The organism is Paraburkholderia steynii (genome assembly GCF_900100565.1).
In the GTDB taxonomy this organism is placed as follows: Bacteria; Pseudomonadota; Gammaproteobacteria; order Burkholderiales; family Burkholderiaceae; genus Paraburkholderia; species Paraburkholderia terrae.
Genome location: NZ_FNDI01000012.1, coordinates 199,345 through 218,215 on the forward strand (window position 1 = coordinate 199,345; position 18,871 = coordinate 218,215).

An 18,871-nucleotide genomic window follows, 5' to 3' on the forward strand; every position below is an offset into this window, starting at 1 on the left:
AGATCGATAGTCAAAGGAAGTACGACATGCCCCACACCGACATCATTTCGAGCCTCGTGCCTTCCGCCGACATCTTCGTCGGCGGCGAGTGGAAACGTGGCCGCGGCGCGCTGTACGCGAGCATCTATCCCGCCGACGGCTCGGTGAACACCGAAATCACGACGGCCGATGCCGATGATGCGCGCGAAGCCGTCGAAGCCGCCGACATCGCGTGGCGCAAGCCGAACTGGTCCGGTCTGAAGCCGCATCAGCGCGCGCTGATCCTGTATCGCATCGCCGATCTGATCATGGCGAAGCACGAAGCGCTCGCGCAGCTGCAACGCCGCGACAACGGCAAGCCGATTGGCGAGACGCGCGTGCTGGTTGCGAGCGCGGCGAACACGTTCCGCTACTTCGCGGCGTGCCTCGAGACGCTCGATGAAGACGTAACGCCTTCGCGCGGCGACTATCTGACGATGAGCGTACATGAGCCGATCGGCGTGATCGCGGCGATTACGCCGTGGAATTCGCCCATCGCTTCCGATGCGCAAAAGCTCGCGCCCGCCTTGGCTGCCGGCAATGCCGTCGTGTTGAAGCCCGCTGAAATAACGCCGCTCGTGTCGCTCGCGCTTGCACGCATCTGCGAGGAAGCGGGCGTGCCGAAGGGTGTGCTGAGCGTGCTGCCCGGCAAGGGCTCGGTGATCGGCGACGTGCTGGTGCGTCATCCGCTGGTGAGGAAAGTGTCGTTCACAGGCGGCACAGAAGTGGGACGCGGCATCGCGCGCATCGCAGCCGACAAGCTGATGCCCGTGTCGCTAGAACTGGGCGGCAAGTCGCCGACGATGGTCTTCGAAGACGCCGATCTCGATCATGCAGTGAACGGTGTGCTGTACGGCATCTTCAGTTCGTCGGGCGAAGCGTGCATTGCGGGTTCGCGTCTGTTCGTGCAGCGCTCGATCTATCCCGAGTTCATGAAGCGGCTGACCGCGAAAGCGCGTGAGTTGCGCGTCGGCGATCCCGCGAGCGAGAACACGCAGATGGGGCCGCTGATTTCCGCGAAGCATCGCGAGTCGGTTGAGCGTTATGTGGCCCTCGGCCTCGAAGAAGGCGGGCGTTTGCTGTGCGGCGGCGAGCGGCCTGTAGGCAACAACCGCGAGCAGGGCTTCTTCTATCAGCCGACGATTCTCGAAGGCCTGTCGAACAACGCACGCATTTGCCAGGAAGAAATTTTCGGGCCCGTGCTAGTCGCGATGCCCTTCGACGACGAAGCATCGCTGCTGAAAGAAGCGAACGACAGCGTATTCGGTCTCGCCGCCGGCATCTGGACGCGCGACTACAAGCGCGCATGGCGCGTCGCCCGTGCGCTCGAAGCGGGCACCGTATGGATCAACACGTACAAGTTGTTCTCGATTTCGACGCCGTTCTCAGGCTGGAAAGAAAGCGGCATGGGCCGCGAAAAAGGCCGCTTGGGCATTCGTGAATATATGCAGCAAAAGAGCCTCTACTGGGGCTTGAACGACGCCCCGCTGGCGTGGGCGAACTGAAGAGGCACGCAACATGAGCATTCTCGGCATTGAACAGATCACGTACGGTGTGACGGATCTTGAGACCTGTCGGCGCTTTTTCGCCGACTGGGGCATGAAGGAAACCGCGCACGACGAAACGCGCGCGCGCTTCGAAACGTTGAACGGCTGCACAGTGCTCGCGGTGCTGGCAAGCGACCCGTCGCTGCCGCCCGCATTCGAAGAAGGTCCGACGCTGCGCGAAGTGACGTGGGGCGTGGCCGCGCCCGCTGACCTCGACACGTACCGCGAGAGCCTGAAGGGCACGCCGGGCTACTACTCGAACGATGAAGCCGTCGGCTGCATCGATCCGAACGGCATGGCGATCCGCATCGAAGTGACGCGCAAGCGCGCCGTCGATGTACACGGTTCGCCGTCGAACGTGTGGGGCCAGACGCTGCGTGTCGATACCCCGAGTCCCATCTACGAACGCGCGGAACCCGTCGAAGTGGGCCACGTCGTGTTCTTCACGAACTGCCTCGCGGAGCAGGAGAAGTTCTATCAGGAACGACTCGGCTTCGAAATGTCGGACCGTTATCCAGGCCGCGGCGCATTCATGCGTTGCGCGCCGCACGGCGGCCATCACGACATCTTTCTGCTGCAACTGCCCACGGGAAAGCGCGGCCTGAACCACGTCGCGTTCACTGTGCGCGATATTCACGAAGTATTCGGCGGCGGCATGCACATCAGCCGTCGCGGCTGGGAAACGCAACTCGGGCCGGGGCGTCACCCCGTTTCGTCCGCGTACTTCTGGTACTTCCAGAATCCGGCGGGCGGCCTGATCGAGTACTACGCCGACGAAGATCAACTCACACCCGAATGGCAGCCGCGCGATTTCGAACCGGGTCCGACCGTGTTCGCCGAATGGGCGATCGACGGCGGCATCGACGGCAACACGCGCCGTCAGAAGAACGCGAAGGCGCCGGAAGGCAAGTTCATGACGGAGCGCAAACATGACTGACGCTGCCATTTCAAACGCTGTGAGCAACGCGGACGTACCGCAAACGATCGTCGTGATCGGCGGGGGCCAGGCTGCGGGCTGGGTCGTGAAGACGCTGCGCAAGACGAGCTTCGAAGGCCGTCTGGTGATGATCGCGGATGAAATTCATCTGCCGTATGAGCGGCCACCGCTGTCGAAAGCGGTGCTGTCGGGTGATGCCAATATCGACACGGTGCGCCTCTTCGCCACCGACGATTTCGCTTCGCTCAACGTCGAAGCATGGCAACCGGACGTTGCAACGCAGATCGACCGCGCGCAACGCATCGTGCGCACGCAATCGGGCCGCGAAGTGCAGTACGACCGCCTCGTGATCGCAACGGGCGGGGCGGCGCGCAAGCTGCCGGCGTCGTTGGTGAAGACGGATCACATCGCGTATCTGCGTACGTTGGATGAAGCGTCGGCGCTCGGCGAGCGTTTGCGCGCAAGCAAGCATGTGCTCGTGATCGGCGGTGGATGGATCGGTCTCGAAGTCGCGGCGACAGCGCGCAAGCTCGGCGTGGCGGCGACGGTGGTGGAAGGCGCGCCGCGTCTGTGCGCGCGTTCGGTGCCGCCTGCTGTTTCGGACTTCCTGCTCGACTTGCATGGTTCGAATGGCGTCGACGTGCGTTTGTCCGCCGCGTTGACATCGCTCGACACGCATCCTGAAGACGCAAACAAAGTGCGCGCGACGCTCGCGGACGGCACATCCATCGATGCGGATTTCGCCGTGGCGGGCATCGGGCTCACACCGCATACATCGATTGCCGCAGCGGCAGGCTTGCCCGTGAACGACGGCATCGTCGTCGACGAACACGGCATGACGAACGACCCGCGCATCTTCGCTTGCGGCGATGTCGCGAATCATCCGAGCGCGTGGTTGAAGCGGCGCGTCCGCCTTGAATCATGGGCGAACGCGCAGAACCAGGCGATCGTCGTCGCGAAGGCCGCGCTCGGCCAGTTCGAACCGTATGCGGAGATTCCTTGGTTCTGGTCGGATCAATACGACGTGAACCTGCAGATTCTCGGTGACATTCCCGCCGATGCCGAACTCGTCGTGCGCGGCGATGTCAGCGCGCGCCGCGCGACGCTCTTTCATGTCGCGGACGGTGGCGTGCGCGGCGTGATCGCGATCAACACGCCGCGCGACCTGAAGCTCGCGCGCAAATGGATGACCCAGGGGCGCACGGTCGACGTCGCGGCTCTGGCCGACGCCGACAAAGCGCTTGCCTAATCACAGTACGGGGCGGAGAAACGACGCATGAGCACTATCGACAATACGTTTGAGGCACACAGCAGCGCCGGTGTCTCCCATCCCGCGACGCGCGGCTCGATCATTGCGCGGCTCGAACGATTGCCCGCGAACGCGATGCTGGTGCGCGCGCGCATTCTGATCGGCCTCGCGACGTTCTTCGACGGCTTCGATGTCATCGCGATCGCCGCGACGCTGCCGATCCTGATCGGCAAATGGCATCTGACGCCGTGGGACGTGGGCCTGATGATCGGCGCGAGCTCGGTCGGCCAGCTGATTGGCGCGTTTCTGTTTCCGTGGTACGCGGAGCGTCACGGCCGCGTGAAGGCGATCGCGCTGAGTTCAGGTTTGATTGGCGTGACGAGTATTGCGTGCGGCTTCGCGCCGACGTTTGCGGTGTTCTTCGTGTTGCGCATCGTGCAGGGCATCGGTCTTGGCGGCGAGTTGCCCGTTGCCGCGACGTACATCAATGAAATCTGCCGCGCACATGGACGCGGGCGGTTCGTGCTGCTGTATGAGATCGTGTTCCCGGTCGGCCTGCTTGCTTCGAATGCATTGGGCGCGTGGATCGTGCCGCGCTTTGGCTGGGAGGCGATGTACTTTATCGGCGGCATGCCGTTGATTCTGTTCTTCGTGCTGCGCAAGCTCGTACCCGAATCGCCGCGCTGGCTCGCTGAACGTGGCCGCATGAACGAAGCCGCCGATGCCGTGCATGCGTTCGAGCGTACTGCCAAAACCGCGCTGCCGCCGATAGAAGATCCCGCCGGTTTCGAAGCGATGGCTGCGCGTCACCCGAAGCGCAAGATGAGCGACCTGTTCGGCAAGGTGTACTGGAAGCGCTCGGCGGCTGTCGCGATGCTGTGGATGACGTGCGGCGTGATCCAGTATGGTCTGTCGACGTGGCTGCCGACGATTTATCGCACGGTGTATCACGCGCCGTTGCAGCTCGCGCTGAATCTGGCTGTTGCCGCTTCCGTGCTCGGCGTGCTCGGTTCGCTGCTGTGCGCGATGCTCGTCGATAAGGTCGGACGCAAGCCGATCATCAACTGGTCGTTCATGTTGTGCGCGTTGTCGCTGGTGTTGGCGGGCGTGTTTCATGACGCTTCCGTGTATGTGGTCGCGACGTGCTGTGCGTTCGCGCTCGGCTGGCTGGCGTGTGGGTTCATCACGGCTTATGTGTACACGCCTGAGTTGTATCCGACGAGTATTCGCGCGTTTGGGTGCGGCGTCGGCGGCGCGTGGTTGAAGCTCGCCGCGATCTTTGCGCCGACGCTGGTGTCGAAGACGATGGTCGGCGGGAATCTGGATATGGCGTTTTATCTGCTGGCTGTCGTGCCGTTTTGTGCGGCGCTTGTTGTGAAGTTTCTGGGGATTGAGACGAAGGGGAAGGTGCTGGAGCAGCTGGAGGCTTAAGCTTCTCTTGATGAGTTGAAAGTCGGGCCACGATGCGCGGGTGATTGCGTGTCGTGGCCCGAGTTGCTTTGAGGTGAGGGTTTTCGGGAGTGAGGCGAGTGAGATGATTTTCACTCACCGCATGCGTGGTCTGTCGCGGTCGCAGGGTCGAAAAAGCCCGGTTTTCCGCGAGATTCGGCGCTTTTGGCTTCGATGGGAAGGCCACGACCTGCTCTTCATGACACGCGTGATACTCGCTTATGACCCAAAGGTGAGGGTTTTCAGGAGATTGAATTTACGCGATCGCGATCTTCAAGGTTGGTCGCCGTCACGTACACGCTCTGCTTCGGATCGTTGTGCAAGTGCAAAAAATGTACTATAAAACGTACATGAACCCGCTCATCCCATCCCATTCTCCCGCCGCTGTTGGCGAGCAGATCCGGCAACGAAGGAAACTTGCTGGTCTGACGCAGGAGTCGCTTGCTCGCGTGGCAGGCGTGAACCGTCGTGTGGTCGCGGATCTGGAGGCCGGCCGGAATGTCGGCACGCATGTACTTCTGACGGTGCTGTCGCGGTTGGGCGAGCGCATCGAAATCGTTCCCGACGAAGCCGGGAGCTTTTCAAAAGCGCTGCTCGCGTTGTGCCAAACCGCTTCGACGAGCTATGCCGGCGATCTGCCGCCGCTGATCATGGAAAACTTCCTGCTGACGGGCGACGTCCCGCCGCGCTGGCGGACACACATCGACTACGCAGTCGAGGAATCGCCGCCGATGCTGTTCGAGAAGGTGATAGCCGGATACGACGCAGCAACGCGAAAATTGATTCGCCAAAAGCTCAAGGAATGGGCCGCCCGACGCAAACTGAATGTCCCCGAGGAATTTTGCCTTGCCTGATATCGATACTAAAACGTGGGAGAGCTTATTCGATCATGCCGTCGCGTTGATCGACACATGCGAGAAGGTTGGGGAACGCCCGCCGAAGTGGCGGTTTGGTGGCGGGACGATGCTGATGCTGGACTTCAACCACAGGTACAGCAAGGACATCGATATCTTCATCACCGATCCACAGTACCTGACGTTCTTTTCGCCGCGCCTGAACAATACAGCTGAGGAGTTCGCGACAGAGTACGTCGAGGCAGCGCACTACCTGAAGATAATCGGCAAGGGCGGCGACATTGATTTCGTCATTTCGCCGACGTTGACGAGCGAGCCGACGGCCGTCAGGAAGATTCGCGGCAGAACAGTGACGACCGAAACACCCGTTGAGATCGTCGCAAAGAAGGCTTTTTACCGCGCCGCAGGCTTCACGAGTCGAGATCTGTTCGACATGGCGCTCGTGCTCGAACGGTGCCCGGATGAGTGCGAGCGCGAGGCGAAAGTGTTGCGCGAGCGCGCACAGATAATCATCGATCGGTTGCAGGAACACCGCGAGCGGTTGGAGGTGGAGTTCGAGAAGATCATTACGTTGGAGTACCGGCCGACGTTTCAGCATTGCTACGACACGGTGGTCGCGTTCCTGTCGCAGTCGGAGCATGCGGCGCGAAGCAAGTCGTCGCGCTCGAAGCGCCGGCCTTCGTCGAGTTAATGTACGGCGCGTCGAGCAACAAGCTCGACGCACTGTTCACCGAACCTTCACCCCTGCGGCAACTCCCTCACATCCGCCGTCGCCACTGCCCCAAACGTGTCGCTCAACACATAATCAACCAGCTTGCCCGCCGACTCTTCCGGTGTCGCCAGCTTCCCCTCGCGCTTCAGTTCTTCAAACTTCTCGCGCATCGGGAATTTCTCCAGGCCTGTCGAGCGAATCTCCGCCTGCATGTTCGTGTCGACGACACCCGGCGCGACACTGCAAATGCGCAGCGCGCGGTTCTGGTCAAGCTCGACGGAGCGCGCATGATGATCGAGCGCGGCTTTCGTCGCGCAGTAAATACTCCAGCCCGAATACGGATGGCGCGCCGCGCCGCTGGAAATATGGACGATGCGCCGGTCGCTCGCGTCCGGGCTCGCCGTGGCGAACGCGCTCGCCAGCATCAACGGCGCCGACACGTTCAGCGTCACGGCTTGCGCAATCGCGGCAACGTCTTGCGCTTCGATGGGACCGATCGGCTGCACCATACCCGCATTGTTGAACAGCAACGCGGTTTGCGCGCCTTTCAGGAAGTTGCGCAACGTGTCGCCCGCGAGAAATTGCGTCAGGCTTTCGGCATCCGCCAGATCGACCGCGACCTGCTCGAAGCCCGCCTGATTTGCGAGTGCTTCATTGCGCGAGCGCGAAATGCCGAGCACGGCGATGCCTTGTGCAAGCAGCCGTTGTGCGAGGGCCTCGCCGAGACCGCGCGTATGACCCGTGACGATGGCGCGAACGGAAGTAGTAGCGTTCATGTCGATATGCCCGATATTCAATTAGACCGTTGACCAGCCCATCATTTTCTCACGCGCATTCGACGTGTGCAGCCGCTTCGCCTATTCGTGCCGAAAGCGCTCGCGGTATTGCTTGGGCGTCGCGCCGATGCGCTTCGTGAACACGATGCGCATGCGGTCCGCCGTGCCGAAGCCGCAATCGTAGGCGATCGTCTTGAGCGCCGCGCCGCTGCTTTCGAGCAGCTTGCGCGCCGCATCCATCCGCGCCCGCTCGACGAACTCATGCGGCGTCACGCCCGTTTCCTGCACAAAGATGCGCGCGAAATTGCGCGCGCTCATGCCCGCCACATCCGCGAGTTGCCTGACCGTGAAGTTGTCGCGGATGTTCGCCATCACATGGGTCTGGATCTTCGCAACGGGCGATGCTTCGTCGGCAGGCGCGGTGAGGTACGGGCTGAATTGCGACTGCCCGCCCTGGCGCTGCGAAAACACCACGAGGCGTTTCGCGACCTTCAACGCCGTCTGCGGGCCGTGATCTTCGGTCACGAGCGCCAGCGCGAGGTCGATGCCCGCCGTCACGCCCGCCGACGTCACGAGCCGCTCGTCGCGCAGATAGATGCGGTCGAAGTCGACGCGTGCTTTCGGAAACTGCGCCGCGAGCTGCTGCGCGTGCTGCCAGTGCGTCGTAACGTTGCGATCGTCGAGCAGGCCGGCGTGGCCCAACGCGAACGCGCCCGTGCAGATCGAACCGTAGCGCTCGCATTGCGACGCGACGTTTGCGAGCCAGGCGGTAAGGCGCGTGTCGGGCGTGCTCTCCGGCAACGCGGGACCGCCTGCGATCAACGCGAGATCGAACGTGCTGCGCTGCTGATCGAAGGTTTCGTCGGCGACGAGCCGGATGCCGTTGGATGCGCGCAGCGGCTCGCTGTCCGCCGCGAGCAGCGCCACTTCATAGCGGTCCTTGCCGTCGATGAACAGATTCGCCTCGGCGAACACATCGAGAGGACCGGCGACATCCAGCGCCTGGACGCCCGGAAAGATCGCTATGGCAACGCTCGGCATTCAGTGACCTCGCAGACAACGCGTAATGGAAAACGGCAGCAGACGACTTGCACGCTGACCGGTCAGGACGGCCCAGGCAAGTCGATGACGATGGAAGAGGATAGCAAATATGCTTATCAGCCGATTCGGAGCAAGCAGAAGGCCAGATCCCGTGTCGCACGAGACCCGGCCCTGGATGACCCGACGTCAGATTGCCCGGCCTTGCAGGATCGGTTGCGGCCTCGCCTGGAAATCTTCCGATGGATCGCGCTTCTCAGAAGGTCGAAAGGGTGAGCGCATTCTGCACGGAAGCCACGCCGGGCACGCCTTGAGCGACTCGCGTTGCCTGTTCGAGCTGCGCCTCTTCGGGTACCCAGCCTTCCAGCAGGATTGCTCCGTTGCGCGCGCGCACGGTAATGCCCGTCGCACGCAAACCCTTTGCGCGCGCAAGCGCTGTCAGCACGCGCTTGCGCAGCGCGCGGTCAGCTGTCTTGCTCGATACCGTGGTCGGGCTCGCCACCGTTCCGGATACGCTTGCGACACTGCTCGCCTGCGCGCACACATGACATGACATCGCGACGGCCATGGCGCCAGCGACAATATGAGCGGCTCGAATGATCTTCAATTTGTGGTCCTTTTATCGATTGAATGGTTGAGCGGCGCGATTCGCGCTCAGAAGCGATGCGTCATCCCGGCCACCGCGAGTGTCTGGCTAGTGCCAGGGCTCGACACCGCGACGCCCGGCCAGCTCATCGTGGCCGTTCCGTTGTTGCGCATGTAGCCGCCGCGTGCATACAGCGCTGTGCGTTTGGAGAGACTGTGGTCCGCGCCGATCTGCACACTCCATGTGTTGTCGTGCGCGCCGCGCACGACGCGCTGGAAGCCCGCGATTTCGATAGCATCGGCGGGTGTGGCCTGGATCGTCGCGCCAAGCTCGGAGATGCTGAACGAATGGGCCGCGTTGAGCCGGGCGGCGAGGGACCCAGCGGCCGCATCTTTGGGCCGGTGATAGCCGTAGTTGAACTGCAGATTGACGATGCCGACGCGATAGCTGAGCGCGCTCGTGAAATGCTCGGTGGACAGAGACGGAAGCATGGCGGGCAAACCCGGCACCGTCTTCGAACCCGGATGCTGGTTCTGATACGCCAGTCCGACATAGAGACCGTAGCCGGAATAGGTTGCGGCCAGATCGAGCATGTTGCCCGTGGAAAGCGGCAACGGCTGGGTGACGCTGGCTGCGAGCGCATACATGCCCCAGAACTGCGCGCCGCCCACGTTCGGGCTTTTGTAGATGACGGCGTTGCTCGAACGGCCGCCTGCGCTTTGCACGGCGAGTGTGTTGCGGTCGACTGTCGTTGCGGCGGCAGCCAGCGGCGACAGCACTTCGTTCGCGCGGAACGGGTCGCTCGGATAGAGCGCCCAGAATGTCGGCTGATACTGGCGTCCAAAGGTGATCGAGCCATACTTTTCGTGCGCGAGACTCACCCACGCCTGGCGATAGAACATCGCGGTCGAATCGCCGAAGAACGCGCCGTTGTTGACGTTGTAGCCATTTTCGACGTTGAAGACCGCCTTCAGGCCGCCACCCAGATCCTCGGTTCCCTTCAGCCCGAAGTACGAGCCGCTGTTGCCACCGCTGCGCTCCGACCACGACCCCTTGCCACCGTTGTTCAGGTATTGGCCGAAGACGTCGACCACGCCGTACAGCGTCACACCGGTTTCCGCCGCAGCGCCGCTCGCGGCCAGCAATAGCATCGCGCCCATCATGCTTCGCCTGCTTGAACACATACATGTCTCCCGTTATGGAACAGGCAGGCCGGCCGTCGTGCGACAGCGTCCTTACGCCCACCTTTCGAACGACAGTGTGTCAGGCGAATTAATCAGGATAACTACCCTGAACGAGGGGGTGCGCGAACCTCCTTTGTTGATAACCATCGCTCACTTCGGAGCACCCGGACGACATTTGCAGCACAATTGCGAATATTCTGTCAGTACGATCCGACTGCCGCCATGGTCCTTAAGAACCTGCTTCGCCGCCTCGACCTCACGACGCTGCAACTGTTCATCGCCGTTTATGAGGAAGGCACGCTGACGCGCGCCGCGGAACGCGAGGCTATCGCCGTCTCCGCAGCGAGCAAGCGGCTGCTCGAACTGGAGCAGGCCGTCGGCGCGACGCTGTTTCAGCGCAACGCGCGCGGCATGACGCTTACGCCCGCGGGCGAAACACTGCTGCATCACGCGCGCCGCGTGATGCGCGGCATCGAGAACATCGGTATCGAACTCGCGGGCCACGCGAGCGGCGTGCGCGGCTACGTGCGGATGATGGCGAACCTCTCCGCGATCGTCGAGTTCTTGCCCGAGGATTTGCGCGCGTTTCTGGCCGTCAATGACCGCGTGAAGATCGATCTCGAAGAGCGGCCAAGCGGCGGCGTGGTCGAGGCCGTGGCCGACAGTCTCGCCGATCTCGGCATCTGTTCCGGCGAAGCGGATGCGCGCGGTCTCGAGGTGACGCATTACCGGCACGACACGCTGTGCGTCGTGATGCGCGACGATCATCCGCTGGCCGGCCGCGCGAGCGTCGCGTTCGAAGAAACGCTCGACAGCGATCACGTCGGCCTGCATTCGGCCAGTTCGATCAACGCCCGCACCCACATGGCCGCGCGCCAGGCGGGCAAGGCGCTGAAGCTGCGCATTCACGTGCCGGGCTTCGACGCCGTGTGCCGGATGGTGCAGGCGGGCATGGGCGTCGGCGTGCTGCCCGTCAACGTGTATCGCATCATGGGGCGGCCGTTGGGTCTCGTGTCGGTCGCGCTCGAAGACGAATGGTCCGAGCGCAGCCTCATCATCGTGACGCGCGATTCGGCGCGTCTGTCGCCCGTCGCGCGGCTGCTGTTCGACCATCTGAGCTCCGTCGAAGCCTTGTCCGGCAAGGCTTAGCGCCGAGCGTTCGCGGAACGCGAACGGTCCTTGGCGAAATGCGGTTGGACGCTCTGGCGCCGCCCCTTCTAACCTTGTCTCCAACCTGAAACAAGATTGGAGACAGCATCATGAGTGGTCCGTTACAGGGTATTCGCGTCGTCGAGATCGGCACGCTGATCGCGGCGCCGTTCGCCGCGCGCCTGCTCGCCGAGTTCGGCGCCGAAGTCATCAAGATCGAAGCACCCGAAACGGGCGACCCGCTGCGCAAATGGCGCAAGCTGCATGAAGGCACCTCGCTCTGGTGGTATCTGCAATCGCGCAACAAGAAGTCGATCTGCGTGAATCTCAAGTCGCAAGAAGGCGCCGATGTCGTCAAACGTCTGGCCGCCGACGCCGACGTCGTCATCGAAAACCTGCGCCCCGGCGCGCTCGAAAAGCTCGGCCTTGGCTGGGACGTGCTGCACGCGATCAACCCCAAGCTCACGATGGTCCGCATCTCCGGCTATGGTCAGACGGGCCCGTATCGCGATCGGCCGGGCTTTGGCGCGATCGGCGAAGCAATGGGCGGCATCCGCTATACGACGGGTGAAGTCGATGGCGCGCCCGCTCGTGTCGGCGTGAGCCTCGGCGATTCGCTCGCTTCGCTGCACGGCGTGATCGGCGCGCTGATGTCGCTGCTGCGCGTGAAGACGGGGCAGGGCGATGGACAGGTCGTGGACGTGTCGCTGGTCGAAAGCGTCTTCAACCTGATGGAAAGCCTCGTGCCCGAATACGATCTGCTCGGCCATGTGCGCGAGCGCAGCGGCGGCGCGCTGCCGGGCATCGCGCCGTCGAACACGTATCGCACGGAAGATGGCGGCTTTGTCGTGATCGCGGGCAATAGCGATCCGATCTTCAAGCGCCTGATGCAGGTGATCGGCCGTGCCGATCTCGCCGACGATCCCGCACTCGCCCGCAACGACGGCCGCGTCGCGCAAAGCGCGATGCTCGATGCCGCGATCACCGCATGGACCTCGCATCAATCGATAGACGACGTGCTGGCCGCGCTCGAACGCGCCGAAGTGCCGTCGGGCCGCATCTATTCGGTGGCCGACATCGTCGCCGATCCGCACTATCAGGTGCGCGAGATGTTGCTGAAGGCTGATTTGCCGGGTGGCGCGTCGGTGAAGATGCCGGGCATCGTGCCGAAGCTGTCGGAGACGCCCGGCGAAGTGCATTGGCAAGGTCCGGCGCTCGGCGAGCATACGTCGAGCGTGCTCGCCGATCTCGGCTATGAGCAAAGCGAAATCGAGCGGCTGCGCCGCGAAGGAGCCGTGCAATGAACTTCGAACGCGAAACATTCGACAAGCTGATCGTGCAGGAAGTCGCGCCGCGCGACGGCTTGCAGATCGAACCGACATGGGTCGAAACGGCCGACAAGATCGCGCTGATCGATCAACTGTCGACAGCGGGCTTTACGCGCATCGAGGCCGGTTCGTTCGTCTCGCCGAAAGCGATTCCCGCGTTGCGCGACGGCGAAGCGGTGTTCACGCAGATTGAGCGCCGCGCGGGCGTGGTCTTCGTCGCGCTGGTGCCGAACGTGAAGGGCGCCGAGCGCGCGCTGAATGCACATGCGGATGAACTGAACCTCGTGATGTCCGCGAGCCAGACGCACAACCGCGCGAACATGCGGATGAGCTGCGAAGCGTCGCTGGTCGCATTCGGCGATATCGTGCGGCTCGCGAAGCATTTCCCCGTGTCGTTGAATGCGACGGTGGCGACAGCGTTCGGTTGCCCGTTCGAAGGCAAGATCGACGAAGACCGCGTGGTGTCGATTGTCGATACGTACCGTGAAATGGGCATCGACGGCATCACGCTCGCCGATACGACGGGCATGGCGAATCCGCGCCAGGTCGCGCGGCTCGTCAAGCGCGTGCTGCAACGCGTGCCTGCCGATGCGCTCACGCTGCACTTTCACAATACGCGCGGCCTTGGCCTCGCGAACGTGCTGGCCGCGTATGAAGTTGGCGCACGCCGTTTCGACGCGGCGCTCGGCGGCCTGGGCGGTTGTCCGTTCGCGCCGGGCGCGTCCGGCAACATCTGCACCGAAGACCTCGTCAACATGTGCGACGAAATCGGCATTCCGACGGGCATCGATCTGCAAAAGCTGATCGCGCTGTCGCGCACGCTGCCTGCGTTGCTCGGTCACGACGTGCCAGGCCAACTGATGAAAGCGGGCCGCAATTGCGACGTGCATCCCGTACCTGATTACGTGCGCGCTATCTGAACATCACCCGACTGAACCACACCGACGACCGGACGACGAATCCGGCCTACAAGGAGACAAACATGAGCACACCAGGCGCAGTCGCGGCGGGCAGCCGTGACGACAAACTAGCGGCCACAGCCGACATCATCAAGAAGGTCACATGGCGGCTCATGCCGCTCATCATGATCTGCTATCTGTTCGCGTTCTTCGACCGCATCAACATCAGCTTCGCGAAGTTCCAGCTGCAAAGCGATCTCGGCTTTTCGGATACGGCATACGGCCTTGGCGCGAGTCTGTTCGTGATCGGCTACGTGCTGTTCGAAGTGCCGAGCAACATGCTGCTGTACAAGGTCGGCGCGCGCAGGTGGATTGCGCGGATCATGATTTCGTGGGGTCTCGCGACGGCCGCGATGGTGTTCGTCCAGAACGAATGGCAGTTCTACGGCCTGCGTTTTGTGATCGGCGCGATGGAAGCGGGCTTTGCGCCCGGCGTGCTCTACTATCTGACGTTGTGGTTTCCGGCGAGCTATCGCGGACGCGTGACGTCGCTGCTGTTTCTCGCCTCGGCGTTCTCGGGTCTTGTCGGCGCGCCGCTCTCGGGTCTCGTGCTCGGTCAGATGGACGGCGTGTTCGGCATTCGCGGCTGGCATTGGCTGTTCCTGCTCGGCGGCTTGCCTTGTATCGTGCTCGGCATTCTCGTGCTCAAGGTGCTGAAGGATCGCATCGAAGACGCTGGCTGGCTGTCGCCTGCCGAGAAGACGTATCTGTCGAGCCAGATCGCGCAACAGACGCAGCCGACCACGCAGGGTCACTCGCTGCTCGGTGCGATTCGCACGCCCGGTTTCCTCACGCTCGGCCTGATCTACTTCCTGATTCAGATCGCTTCGTATGGCCTGAATTTCTGGGCACCGCATCTCATCCGCGTCGCAGGTACGCAAAACCCGACCATCATCGGTCTGCTGACGGCCGTGCCTTATATCTGCGGCGCGATCTGCATGGTGATCGTGGGCCGTTTGTCGGATGCTTCGGGAGAGCGTCGCAAGTTCGTGAGCGGGCTGCTGGTGATGGCGGCAATCGGTTTCTTTGCTGCGGGCTTCTTCGACAAGCAGACGGTGATGCTCGTCGTGGCGCTCGCTGTGCTCGGCGCAGGCGTGATCGCTTCGATTCCCGCGTTCTGGGCGCTGCCGCCGAAGCTCGTGACGGGCGCGGGCGCTGCGGGCGGTATCGCGCTGATCAATACGCTGGGTCAGTTGGGCGGTATCGTCAGCCCGGTGATGGTGGGCCGCGTGCGCGACGTGACGGGTAGCACGACGCCTGCGCTGTATGTGATCGGCGGGTTGAGCCTGATCTGCGCGTTGATCATTCTGTATGGCCTGCCGCAATCGCTGCGTCAGAAGGACCATACGGGGAGCGCTGGCGCGTGACGCGTCGGTGATGCGATAGAAAAAACGCACGGCATCGAGCCGTGCGTTTTGCTTTTAAGCCTTCAGTTTCGCAGCCGCCGCATCTTCGCGCGACTGCACCTGCAACACGGCATCGCGCTTGTCGAGCAAGTGCTGCCGCAAGATCGCACTCAGACGCTTGCCGTCGCGCGCCTCCAGCGCTTTGAGCATCTCGTCGTGATCGTGAATCGCGCTGTCCCACTTCGGAATCTGGAAGTTCGAGCGAAAGCGCAGCGCCTGCAAACGACGGTTCACGGCGATATACGTCTGACGCAGCGCGGAGTTGCGCGCGGCCTCGTTGATCTTGTCGTGAATCGCCTGATTGCGGCTGTAGTAACCGGCCAGATCGTTCTGCGCGCGGCACGCGAGCATCGCGTAATGCAGCGCCTTGATTTCGGTGAGTTCGACGGCTGTCATGCGCTCCGCCGCAAGCTCGCCGGAAAACGCTTCGAGCCCGCTCATCAGTTCGAACGTCTCGCGCAATTCCGCTTCGTCCATTTTGGACACCGACGCGCCGCGATTCGGCTCGATATCGATCAACCCCTCCGCCGCGAGCACTTTGAGCGCCTCACGTAACGGCGTGCGCGAAATGCCGAGCGTTTCGCACAGTTCGCGTTCGTTCAGTTTCTTGCCCGGCTCCAGCGTGCCTTCGACGATGAAGCGCCGGATGTGTTCGACCACCGTGTCGTGCAAACGCTGGCGTTCGACCTTCGGCATCAGGGGAGGCGGTGTCAGGCCTGCATCAATGTCCGAATTTTGCATACAAAAATCCTCAAGCACGATTTGAACCGATTTTAAAGCATCCAACCCTCTAGCTGGCTGCGAGGGTAAACACCGCCTTGGGATTGTCACGAATCGTTTGTTATAGTTTTTTGCATGCAAAATTCAATCGAGGAGATCGACCGATGCTGAAACTCGACTTTCATCCCGCAGGCCGCCACTTTTTGCAGATTCCGGGTCCGAGCCCGGTGCCCGACCGCATCTTGCGGGCGATGAGCTATCCGACCATCGACCATCGCGGCCCGGAATTCGGCGCGCTGGGCCTGAAAGTGCTGGACGGCATCAAGAAGATCTTCAAGACGCAGCAGCCTGTCGTGATCTATCCCGCGTCGGGTACGGGCGCATGGGAAGCGGCGCTGTCGAACACGCTGAGTCCCGGCGATCACGTGCTGATGTTCGAGACGGGCCACTTCGCCACGCTGTGGAAGAAGATGGCCGAGAACCTCGGCCTGAAGCCGGAGTTTCTGGGCTTGCCGGGTATCGAAGGCTGGCGGCGCGGCGTGCAGCCGCAAATGATCGAAGCGCGGCTGCGCGAGGACACGCAGCATGCGATCAAGGCCGTGTGCGTCGTGCATAACGAAACGTCGACGGGCGTGACGTCCGATATTGCGGCCGTGCGCCGCGCGATCGACGCAGCGGGCCATCCGGCGCTGCTGCTCGTCGATACGATCTCGGGCCTTGCGTGTGCCGATTATCGTCATGACGAATGGGGCGTCGACGTCACCGTGTCGGGTTCGCAGAAGGGCTTGATGCTGCCGCCCGGCATCAGCTTCAATGCCGTGTCGCCGAAGGCGATCGAAGCGGGCAAGCAGGCGAAACTGCCGCGCGCGTTCTGGGACTGGACCGAAATCATCGAGATGAACAAGAGCGGCTACTGGCCGTACACGCCGAATACGAACCTGCTGTATGGGTTGTACGAGGCGCTCGACATGATTCTCGGCGAAGGGCTCGACAACGTGTTCGCGCGGCACGACCGTCTCGCCGAAGCCTGCCGCCGTGCGGTGCGCGCATGGGGCCTCGAGATTCAATGTGCCGATCCGTCCGTGTATAGCCCCGTGCTGACGGGTGTGATGATGCCGGATGGCGTCGATGCCGATGCGGTGCGCAAGGTCATTTACGAACGCTTCGACATGTCGCTCGGTACGGGCCTCGGCAAGATGAAAGGGCGCATGTTCCGCATCGGGCATCTTGGTGACTGCAATGACCTCACGCTGATGGCGACGCTTTCAGGCGTCGAAATGGGCCTCCAGATCGCGGGCGTGCCTGTCGCGGCGAGCGGCCTGCCTGCTGCGATGGAGTTCCTGATGTCGCAGCCGAACGCCACGAAGCTCAAAGCAGCCGCTTGATGGGCCACTTAAGCAGCCGCATCAGCTGCCGATAACCATACGACGAAGGAAGCGCAAACGGCGACACGTTGCTTCCCTCATCTCAGACGCAATCCTCGAAGCACCCACGCGCCCGGCCAGCGCGACGCACAGCAGCGAACAGAAAGACAAAGACGCAAGCGAACCACAAACGCGACCAACGCCAACGGCAGACCCTGCGGACGGCGGCTCGCGCGGCATGAAGGCCGAACACGCCGTGCGAATGCCCCGTCCGCCAGCAACGGAGACAGACGATGAAGCGGTTTCGTGTAACCAGTGCGACCAGTATCGTTCTACTGATGCTATGCATCATGTACTTCATCACCTACCTTGACCGCGTCAACGTCAGCACGGCGGCGGCGGGCTTCGGCAAGGAGTTTCATCTTTCGCATACGGAAATCGGCCTTGTTTTCTCGGCCTTTGCGTATCCTTATCTCGTGTTTCAGATCATCGGCGGCTGGGTGAGCGACCGTTTCGGCGCGAAGCGCACGCTGATTGCGTGCGGCGCGATCTGGGCGCTCGCGACGTTGCTGACGGGCTTCGCGGGTGGACTCGTTTCGCTGCTGTTCGCGCGCGTACTGCTCGGCTTCGGCGAAGGCGCGACCTTTCCGGCCGCGACGGCTGCGATGTCGCGCTGGGTCGCGAAAGAAAAGCGCGGCTTCGCGCAAGGCATCACGCACGCGGCGGCGCGCATCGGCAATGCCGTTGCGCCCGGCGTGATCGTGCTGGTGATGACGACGTGGGGCTGGCGCGAGTCGTTCTATATCTGCGGCGCGTTCAGTCTGCTGTGGGTCGTCGTCTGGGCGCTGACGTTCACCGAGTATCCGAAAGAACATCGCCGCATCACGCAGGAAGAACTCGACTTCTTGCCGCCGCCCAAAGCGAAGATGGCGAACGTGCCGTGGAAAGCACTTTTCAAACGCATGACGCCCGTGACCATCGTGTACTTCTGCTATGGCTGGACGCTGTGGCTGTTCCTGAGCTGGATTCCGCAGTACTTTCTGCATAGCTATCAACTCGACCTGAAGAAGTCGGCGATATTCGCTTCGGCAGTGTTCTTCGCGGGCGTGATCGGCGATACGCTGGGCGGCATCGTCACCGACAAGGTCTTCGAGCGCACGGGCAACCTCAGGCGCGCGCGCAGCTGGATGGTGTCGATCTGCATGCTGCTCACGCTCGCGTCGCTTGTGCCGCTGATGCTCACGCACAATCTTTATGTATCGATGGTGTGTCTGTCGGCGGGCTTCTTCTTCGCCGAAATGACGATCGGTCCGATGTGGGCGATCCCGATGGACATCGCGCCTGAATACTCGGGCACCGCAAGCGGCATGATGAACACGGGCTCGGCGCTCGCGGCGATCATTTCGCCTGTGCTGTCGGGCTATCTGATCGATACGTTCGGCAGCTGGGAGTTGCCGTTCGCGGGCAGCATGCTGCTGATGGCGATCGGCGTCGTGCTTGCGTTCCGCATGCAACCCGAAAGCCGTTTCGAAACCGGCGCAGAGCCGAGTACACAACCCGCCACGCGCTTTAACGCGTGAGCCTCGCTAACGTTT

Annotated in this window: 17 protein-coding genes; 12 read left to right on the top strand and 5 right to left on the bottom strand. The window is 62.4% G+C overall.

The genetic code is table 11. From position 1 onward, the window contains the following. The first annotated feature begins 26 nt into the window (after positions 1-26). From BLT65_RS22395 to BLT65_RS22420, 6 genes are all read left to right on the top strand, one after another. Positions 27-1,523 carry an aldehyde dehydrogenase gene (locus BLT65_RS22395; RefSeq protein ID WP_091781031.1) on the top strand — a complete coding sequence of 499 codons (1,497 nt, stop codon included), beginning with the start codon at positions 27-29 and terminating at the stop codon, positions 1,521-1,523. A 13-nt stretch (positions 1,524-1,536) separates the two neighbouring features. Continuing rightward, positions 1,537-2,502, top strand: a complete 966-nt coding sequence (locus BLT65_RS22400) for a VOC family protein (RefSeq protein WP_091781033.1) — start codon at positions 1,537-1,539, stop codon at positions 2,500-2,502. Then, on the top strand, positions 2,495-3,751 hold the full coding sequence (locus BLT65_RS22405) for an NAD(P)/FAD-dependent oxidoreductase (protein WP_091781037.1): 1,257 nt from the start codon (positions 2,495-2,497) through the stop codon (positions 3,749-3,751). Before BLT65_RS22400 ends, BLT65_RS22405 begins: the two co-directional genes overlap by 8 nt. Before the next feature lie 27 nt (positions 3,752-3,778). After that, on the top strand, positions 3,779-5,182 hold the full coding sequence (locus tag BLT65_RS22410) for an MFS transporter (protein ID WP_091781040.1): 1,404 nt from the start codon (positions 3,779-3,781) through the stop codon (positions 5,180-5,182). 368 nt (positions 5,183-5,550) lie between these two features. Continuing rightward, a complete protein-coding gene (locus BLT65_RS22415) occupies positions 5,551-6,054 on the top strand; it encodes a helix-turn-helix domain-containing protein (RefSeq protein ID WP_167306523.1) in 504 nt (167 codons plus the stop codon). Next, on the top strand, positions 6,047-6,745 hold the full coding sequence (locus BLT65_RS22420) for a nucleotidyl transferase AbiEii/AbiGii toxin family protein (RefSeq protein WP_167306524.1): 699 nt from the start codon (positions 6,047-6,049) through the stop codon (positions 6,743-6,745). Before BLT65_RS22415 ends, BLT65_RS22420 begins: the two co-directional genes overlap by 8 nt. 47 nt (positions 6,746-6,792) lie before the next feature. Here BLT65_RS22420 and BLT65_RS22425 read toward each other — a convergent pair whose 3' ends face one another. The 4 genes from BLT65_RS22425 to BLT65_RS22440 form a co-directional block, all read right to left on the bottom strand. After that, a complete protein-coding gene (locus tag BLT65_RS22425) occupies positions 6,793-7,542 on the bottom strand; it encodes an SDR family oxidoreductase (RefSeq protein WP_091781188.1) in 750 nt (249 codons plus the stop codon). 81 nt (positions 7,543-7,623) lie between these two features. Next, positions 7,624-8,583 (bottom strand): GlxA family transcriptional regulator, encoded by a 960-nt coding sequence (locus BLT65_RS22430; RefSeq protein WP_091781049.1) that lies wholly within the window; start codon positions 8,581-8,583, stop codon positions 7,624-7,626. Positions 8,584-8,836: 253 nt separating this feature from the next. Continuing rightward, positions 8,837-9,148 (bottom strand): BON domain-containing protein, encoded by a 312-nt coding sequence (locus BLT65_RS22435; RefSeq protein WP_091781052.1) that lies wholly within the window; start codon positions 9,146-9,148, stop codon positions 8,837-8,839. An 86-nt stretch (positions 9,149-9,234) separates the two neighbouring features. Next, entirely contained in the window at positions 9,235-10,350 is a 1,116-nt protein-coding gene (locus BLT65_RS22440; protein ID WP_091781054.1) for a porin, read from the bottom strand. Between the two features lie 222 nt (positions 10,351-10,572). Here BLT65_RS22440 and BLT65_RS22445 point away from each other — a divergent pair, with 222 nt between their 5' ends. The 4 genes from BLT65_RS22445 to BLT65_RS22460 all read left to right on the top strand — a co-directional run bounded on the left by BLT65_RS22445 (position 10,573) and on the right by BLT65_RS22460 (position 15,153). Continuing rightward, entirely contained in the window at positions 10,573-11,499 is a 927-nt protein-coding gene (locus BLT65_RS22445) for a LysR family transcriptional regulator (RefSeq protein WP_007587770.1), read from the top strand. Positions 11,500-11,609: 110 nt separating this feature from the next. After that, on the top strand, positions 11,610-12,803 hold the full coding sequence (locus tag BLT65_RS22450; RefSeq protein ID WP_091781056.1) for a CaiB/BaiF CoA transferase family protein: 1,194 nt from the start codon (positions 11,610-11,612) through the stop codon (positions 12,801-12,803). Then, positions 12,800-13,747: a hydroxymethylglutaryl-CoA lyase gene (locus BLT65_RS22455; RefSeq protein ID WP_091781059.1), complete on the top strand. Its 948-nt coding sequence runs from the start codon at positions 12,800-12,802 to the stop codon at positions 13,745-13,747. Before BLT65_RS22450 ends, BLT65_RS22455 begins: the two co-directional genes overlap by 4 nt. Before the next feature lie 62 nt (positions 13,748-13,809). Further along, entirely contained in the window at positions 13,810-15,153 is a 1,344-nt protein-coding gene (locus BLT65_RS22460) for an MFS transporter (protein WP_091781062.1), read from the top strand. A 54-nt stretch (positions 15,154-15,207) separates the two neighbouring features. On the opposite strand, the gene BLT65_RS22465 is transcribed toward BLT65_RS22460, so the two are convergent. Then, complete coding sequence (locus tag BLT65_RS22465) at positions 15,208-15,933, bottom strand: GntR family transcriptional regulator (protein WP_042304494.1); 726 nt, start codon at positions 15,931-15,933, stop codon at positions 15,208-15,210. A 143-nt stretch (positions 15,934-16,076) separates the two neighbouring features. Between BLT65_RS22465 and BLT65_RS22470 the strand changes: the two genes are divergently transcribed. Then, on the top strand, positions 16,077-17,297 hold the full coding sequence (locus BLT65_RS22470; RefSeq protein ID WP_007587761.1) for a pyridoxal-phosphate-dependent aminotransferase family protein: 1,221 nt from the start codon (positions 16,077-16,079) through the stop codon (positions 17,295-17,297). Between the two features lie 272 nt (positions 17,298-17,569). Then, entirely contained in the window at positions 17,570-18,856 is a 1,287-nt protein-coding gene (locus BLT65_RS22475; RefSeq protein WP_091781065.1) for an MFS transporter, read from the top strand. The last annotated feature ends 15 nt before the right edge of the window (positions 18,857-18,871 follow it).

Excerpts from the sequence above, each read along its gene's own strand:
- BLT65_RS22395 (WP_091781031.1), top strand. The coding sequence starts at position 27 with ATGCCCCACACCGACATCATTTCGAGCCTCGTGCCTTCCGCCGACATC.
- BLT65_RS22400 (WP_091781033.1), top strand. The coding sequence starts at position 1,537 with ATGAGCATTCTCGGCATTGAACAGATCACGTACGGTGTGACGGATCTT.
- BLT65_RS22405 (WP_091781037.1), top strand. The coding sequence starts at position 2,495 with ATGACTGACGCTGCCATTTCAAACGCTGTGAGCAACGCGGACGTACCG.
- BLT65_RS22410 (WP_091781040.1), top strand. The coding sequence starts at position 3,779 with ATGAGCACTATCGACAATACGTTTGAGGCACACAGCAGCGCCGGTGTC.
- BLT65_RS22415 (WP_167306523.1), top strand. The coding sequence starts at position 5,551 with ATGAACCCGCTCATCCCATCCCATTCTCCCGCCGCTGTTGGCGAGCAG.
- BLT65_RS22425 (WP_091781188.1), bottom strand. The coding sequence starts at position 7,542 with ATGAACGCTACTACTTCCGTTCGCGCCATCGTCACGGGTCATACGCGC.
- BLT65_RS22430 (WP_091781049.1), bottom strand. The coding sequence starts at position 8,583 with ATGCCGAGCGTTGCCATAGCGATCTTTCCGGGCGTCCAGGCGCTGGAT.
- BLT65_RS22435 (WP_091781052.1), bottom strand. The coding sequence starts at position 9,148 with ATGGCCGTCGCGATGTCATGTCATGTGTGCGCGCAGGCGAGCAGTGTC.
- BLT65_RS22440 (WP_091781054.1), bottom strand. The coding sequence starts at position 10,350 with ATGTGTTCAAGCAGGCGAAGCATGATGGGCGCGATGCTATTGCTGGCC.
- BLT65_RS22445 (WP_007587770.1), top strand. The coding sequence starts at position 10,573 with ATGGTCCTTAAGAACCTGCTTCGCCGCCTCGACCTCACGACGCTGCAA.
- BLT65_RS22450 (WP_091781056.1), top strand. The coding sequence starts at position 11,610 with ATGAGTGGTCCGTTACAGGGTATTCGCGTCGTCGAGATCGGCACGCTG.
- BLT65_RS22455 (WP_091781059.1), top strand. The coding sequence starts at position 12,800 with ATGAACTTCGAACGCGAAACATTCGACAAGCTGATCGTGCAGGAAGTC.
- BLT65_RS22460 (WP_091781062.1), top strand. The coding sequence starts at position 13,810 with ATGAGCACACCAGGCGCAGTCGCGGCGGGCAGCCGTGACGACAAACTA.
- BLT65_RS22465 (WP_042304494.1), bottom strand. The coding sequence starts at position 15,933 with ATGCAAAATTCGGACATTGATGCAGGCCTGACACCGCCTCCCCTGATG.
- BLT65_RS22470 (WP_007587761.1), top strand. The coding sequence starts at position 16,077 with ATGCTGAAACTCGACTTTCATCCCGCAGGCCGCCACTTTTTGCAGATT.
- BLT65_RS22475 (WP_091781065.1), top strand. The coding sequence starts at position 17,570 with ATGAAGCGGTTTCGTGTAACCAGTGCGACCAGTATCGTTCTACTGATG.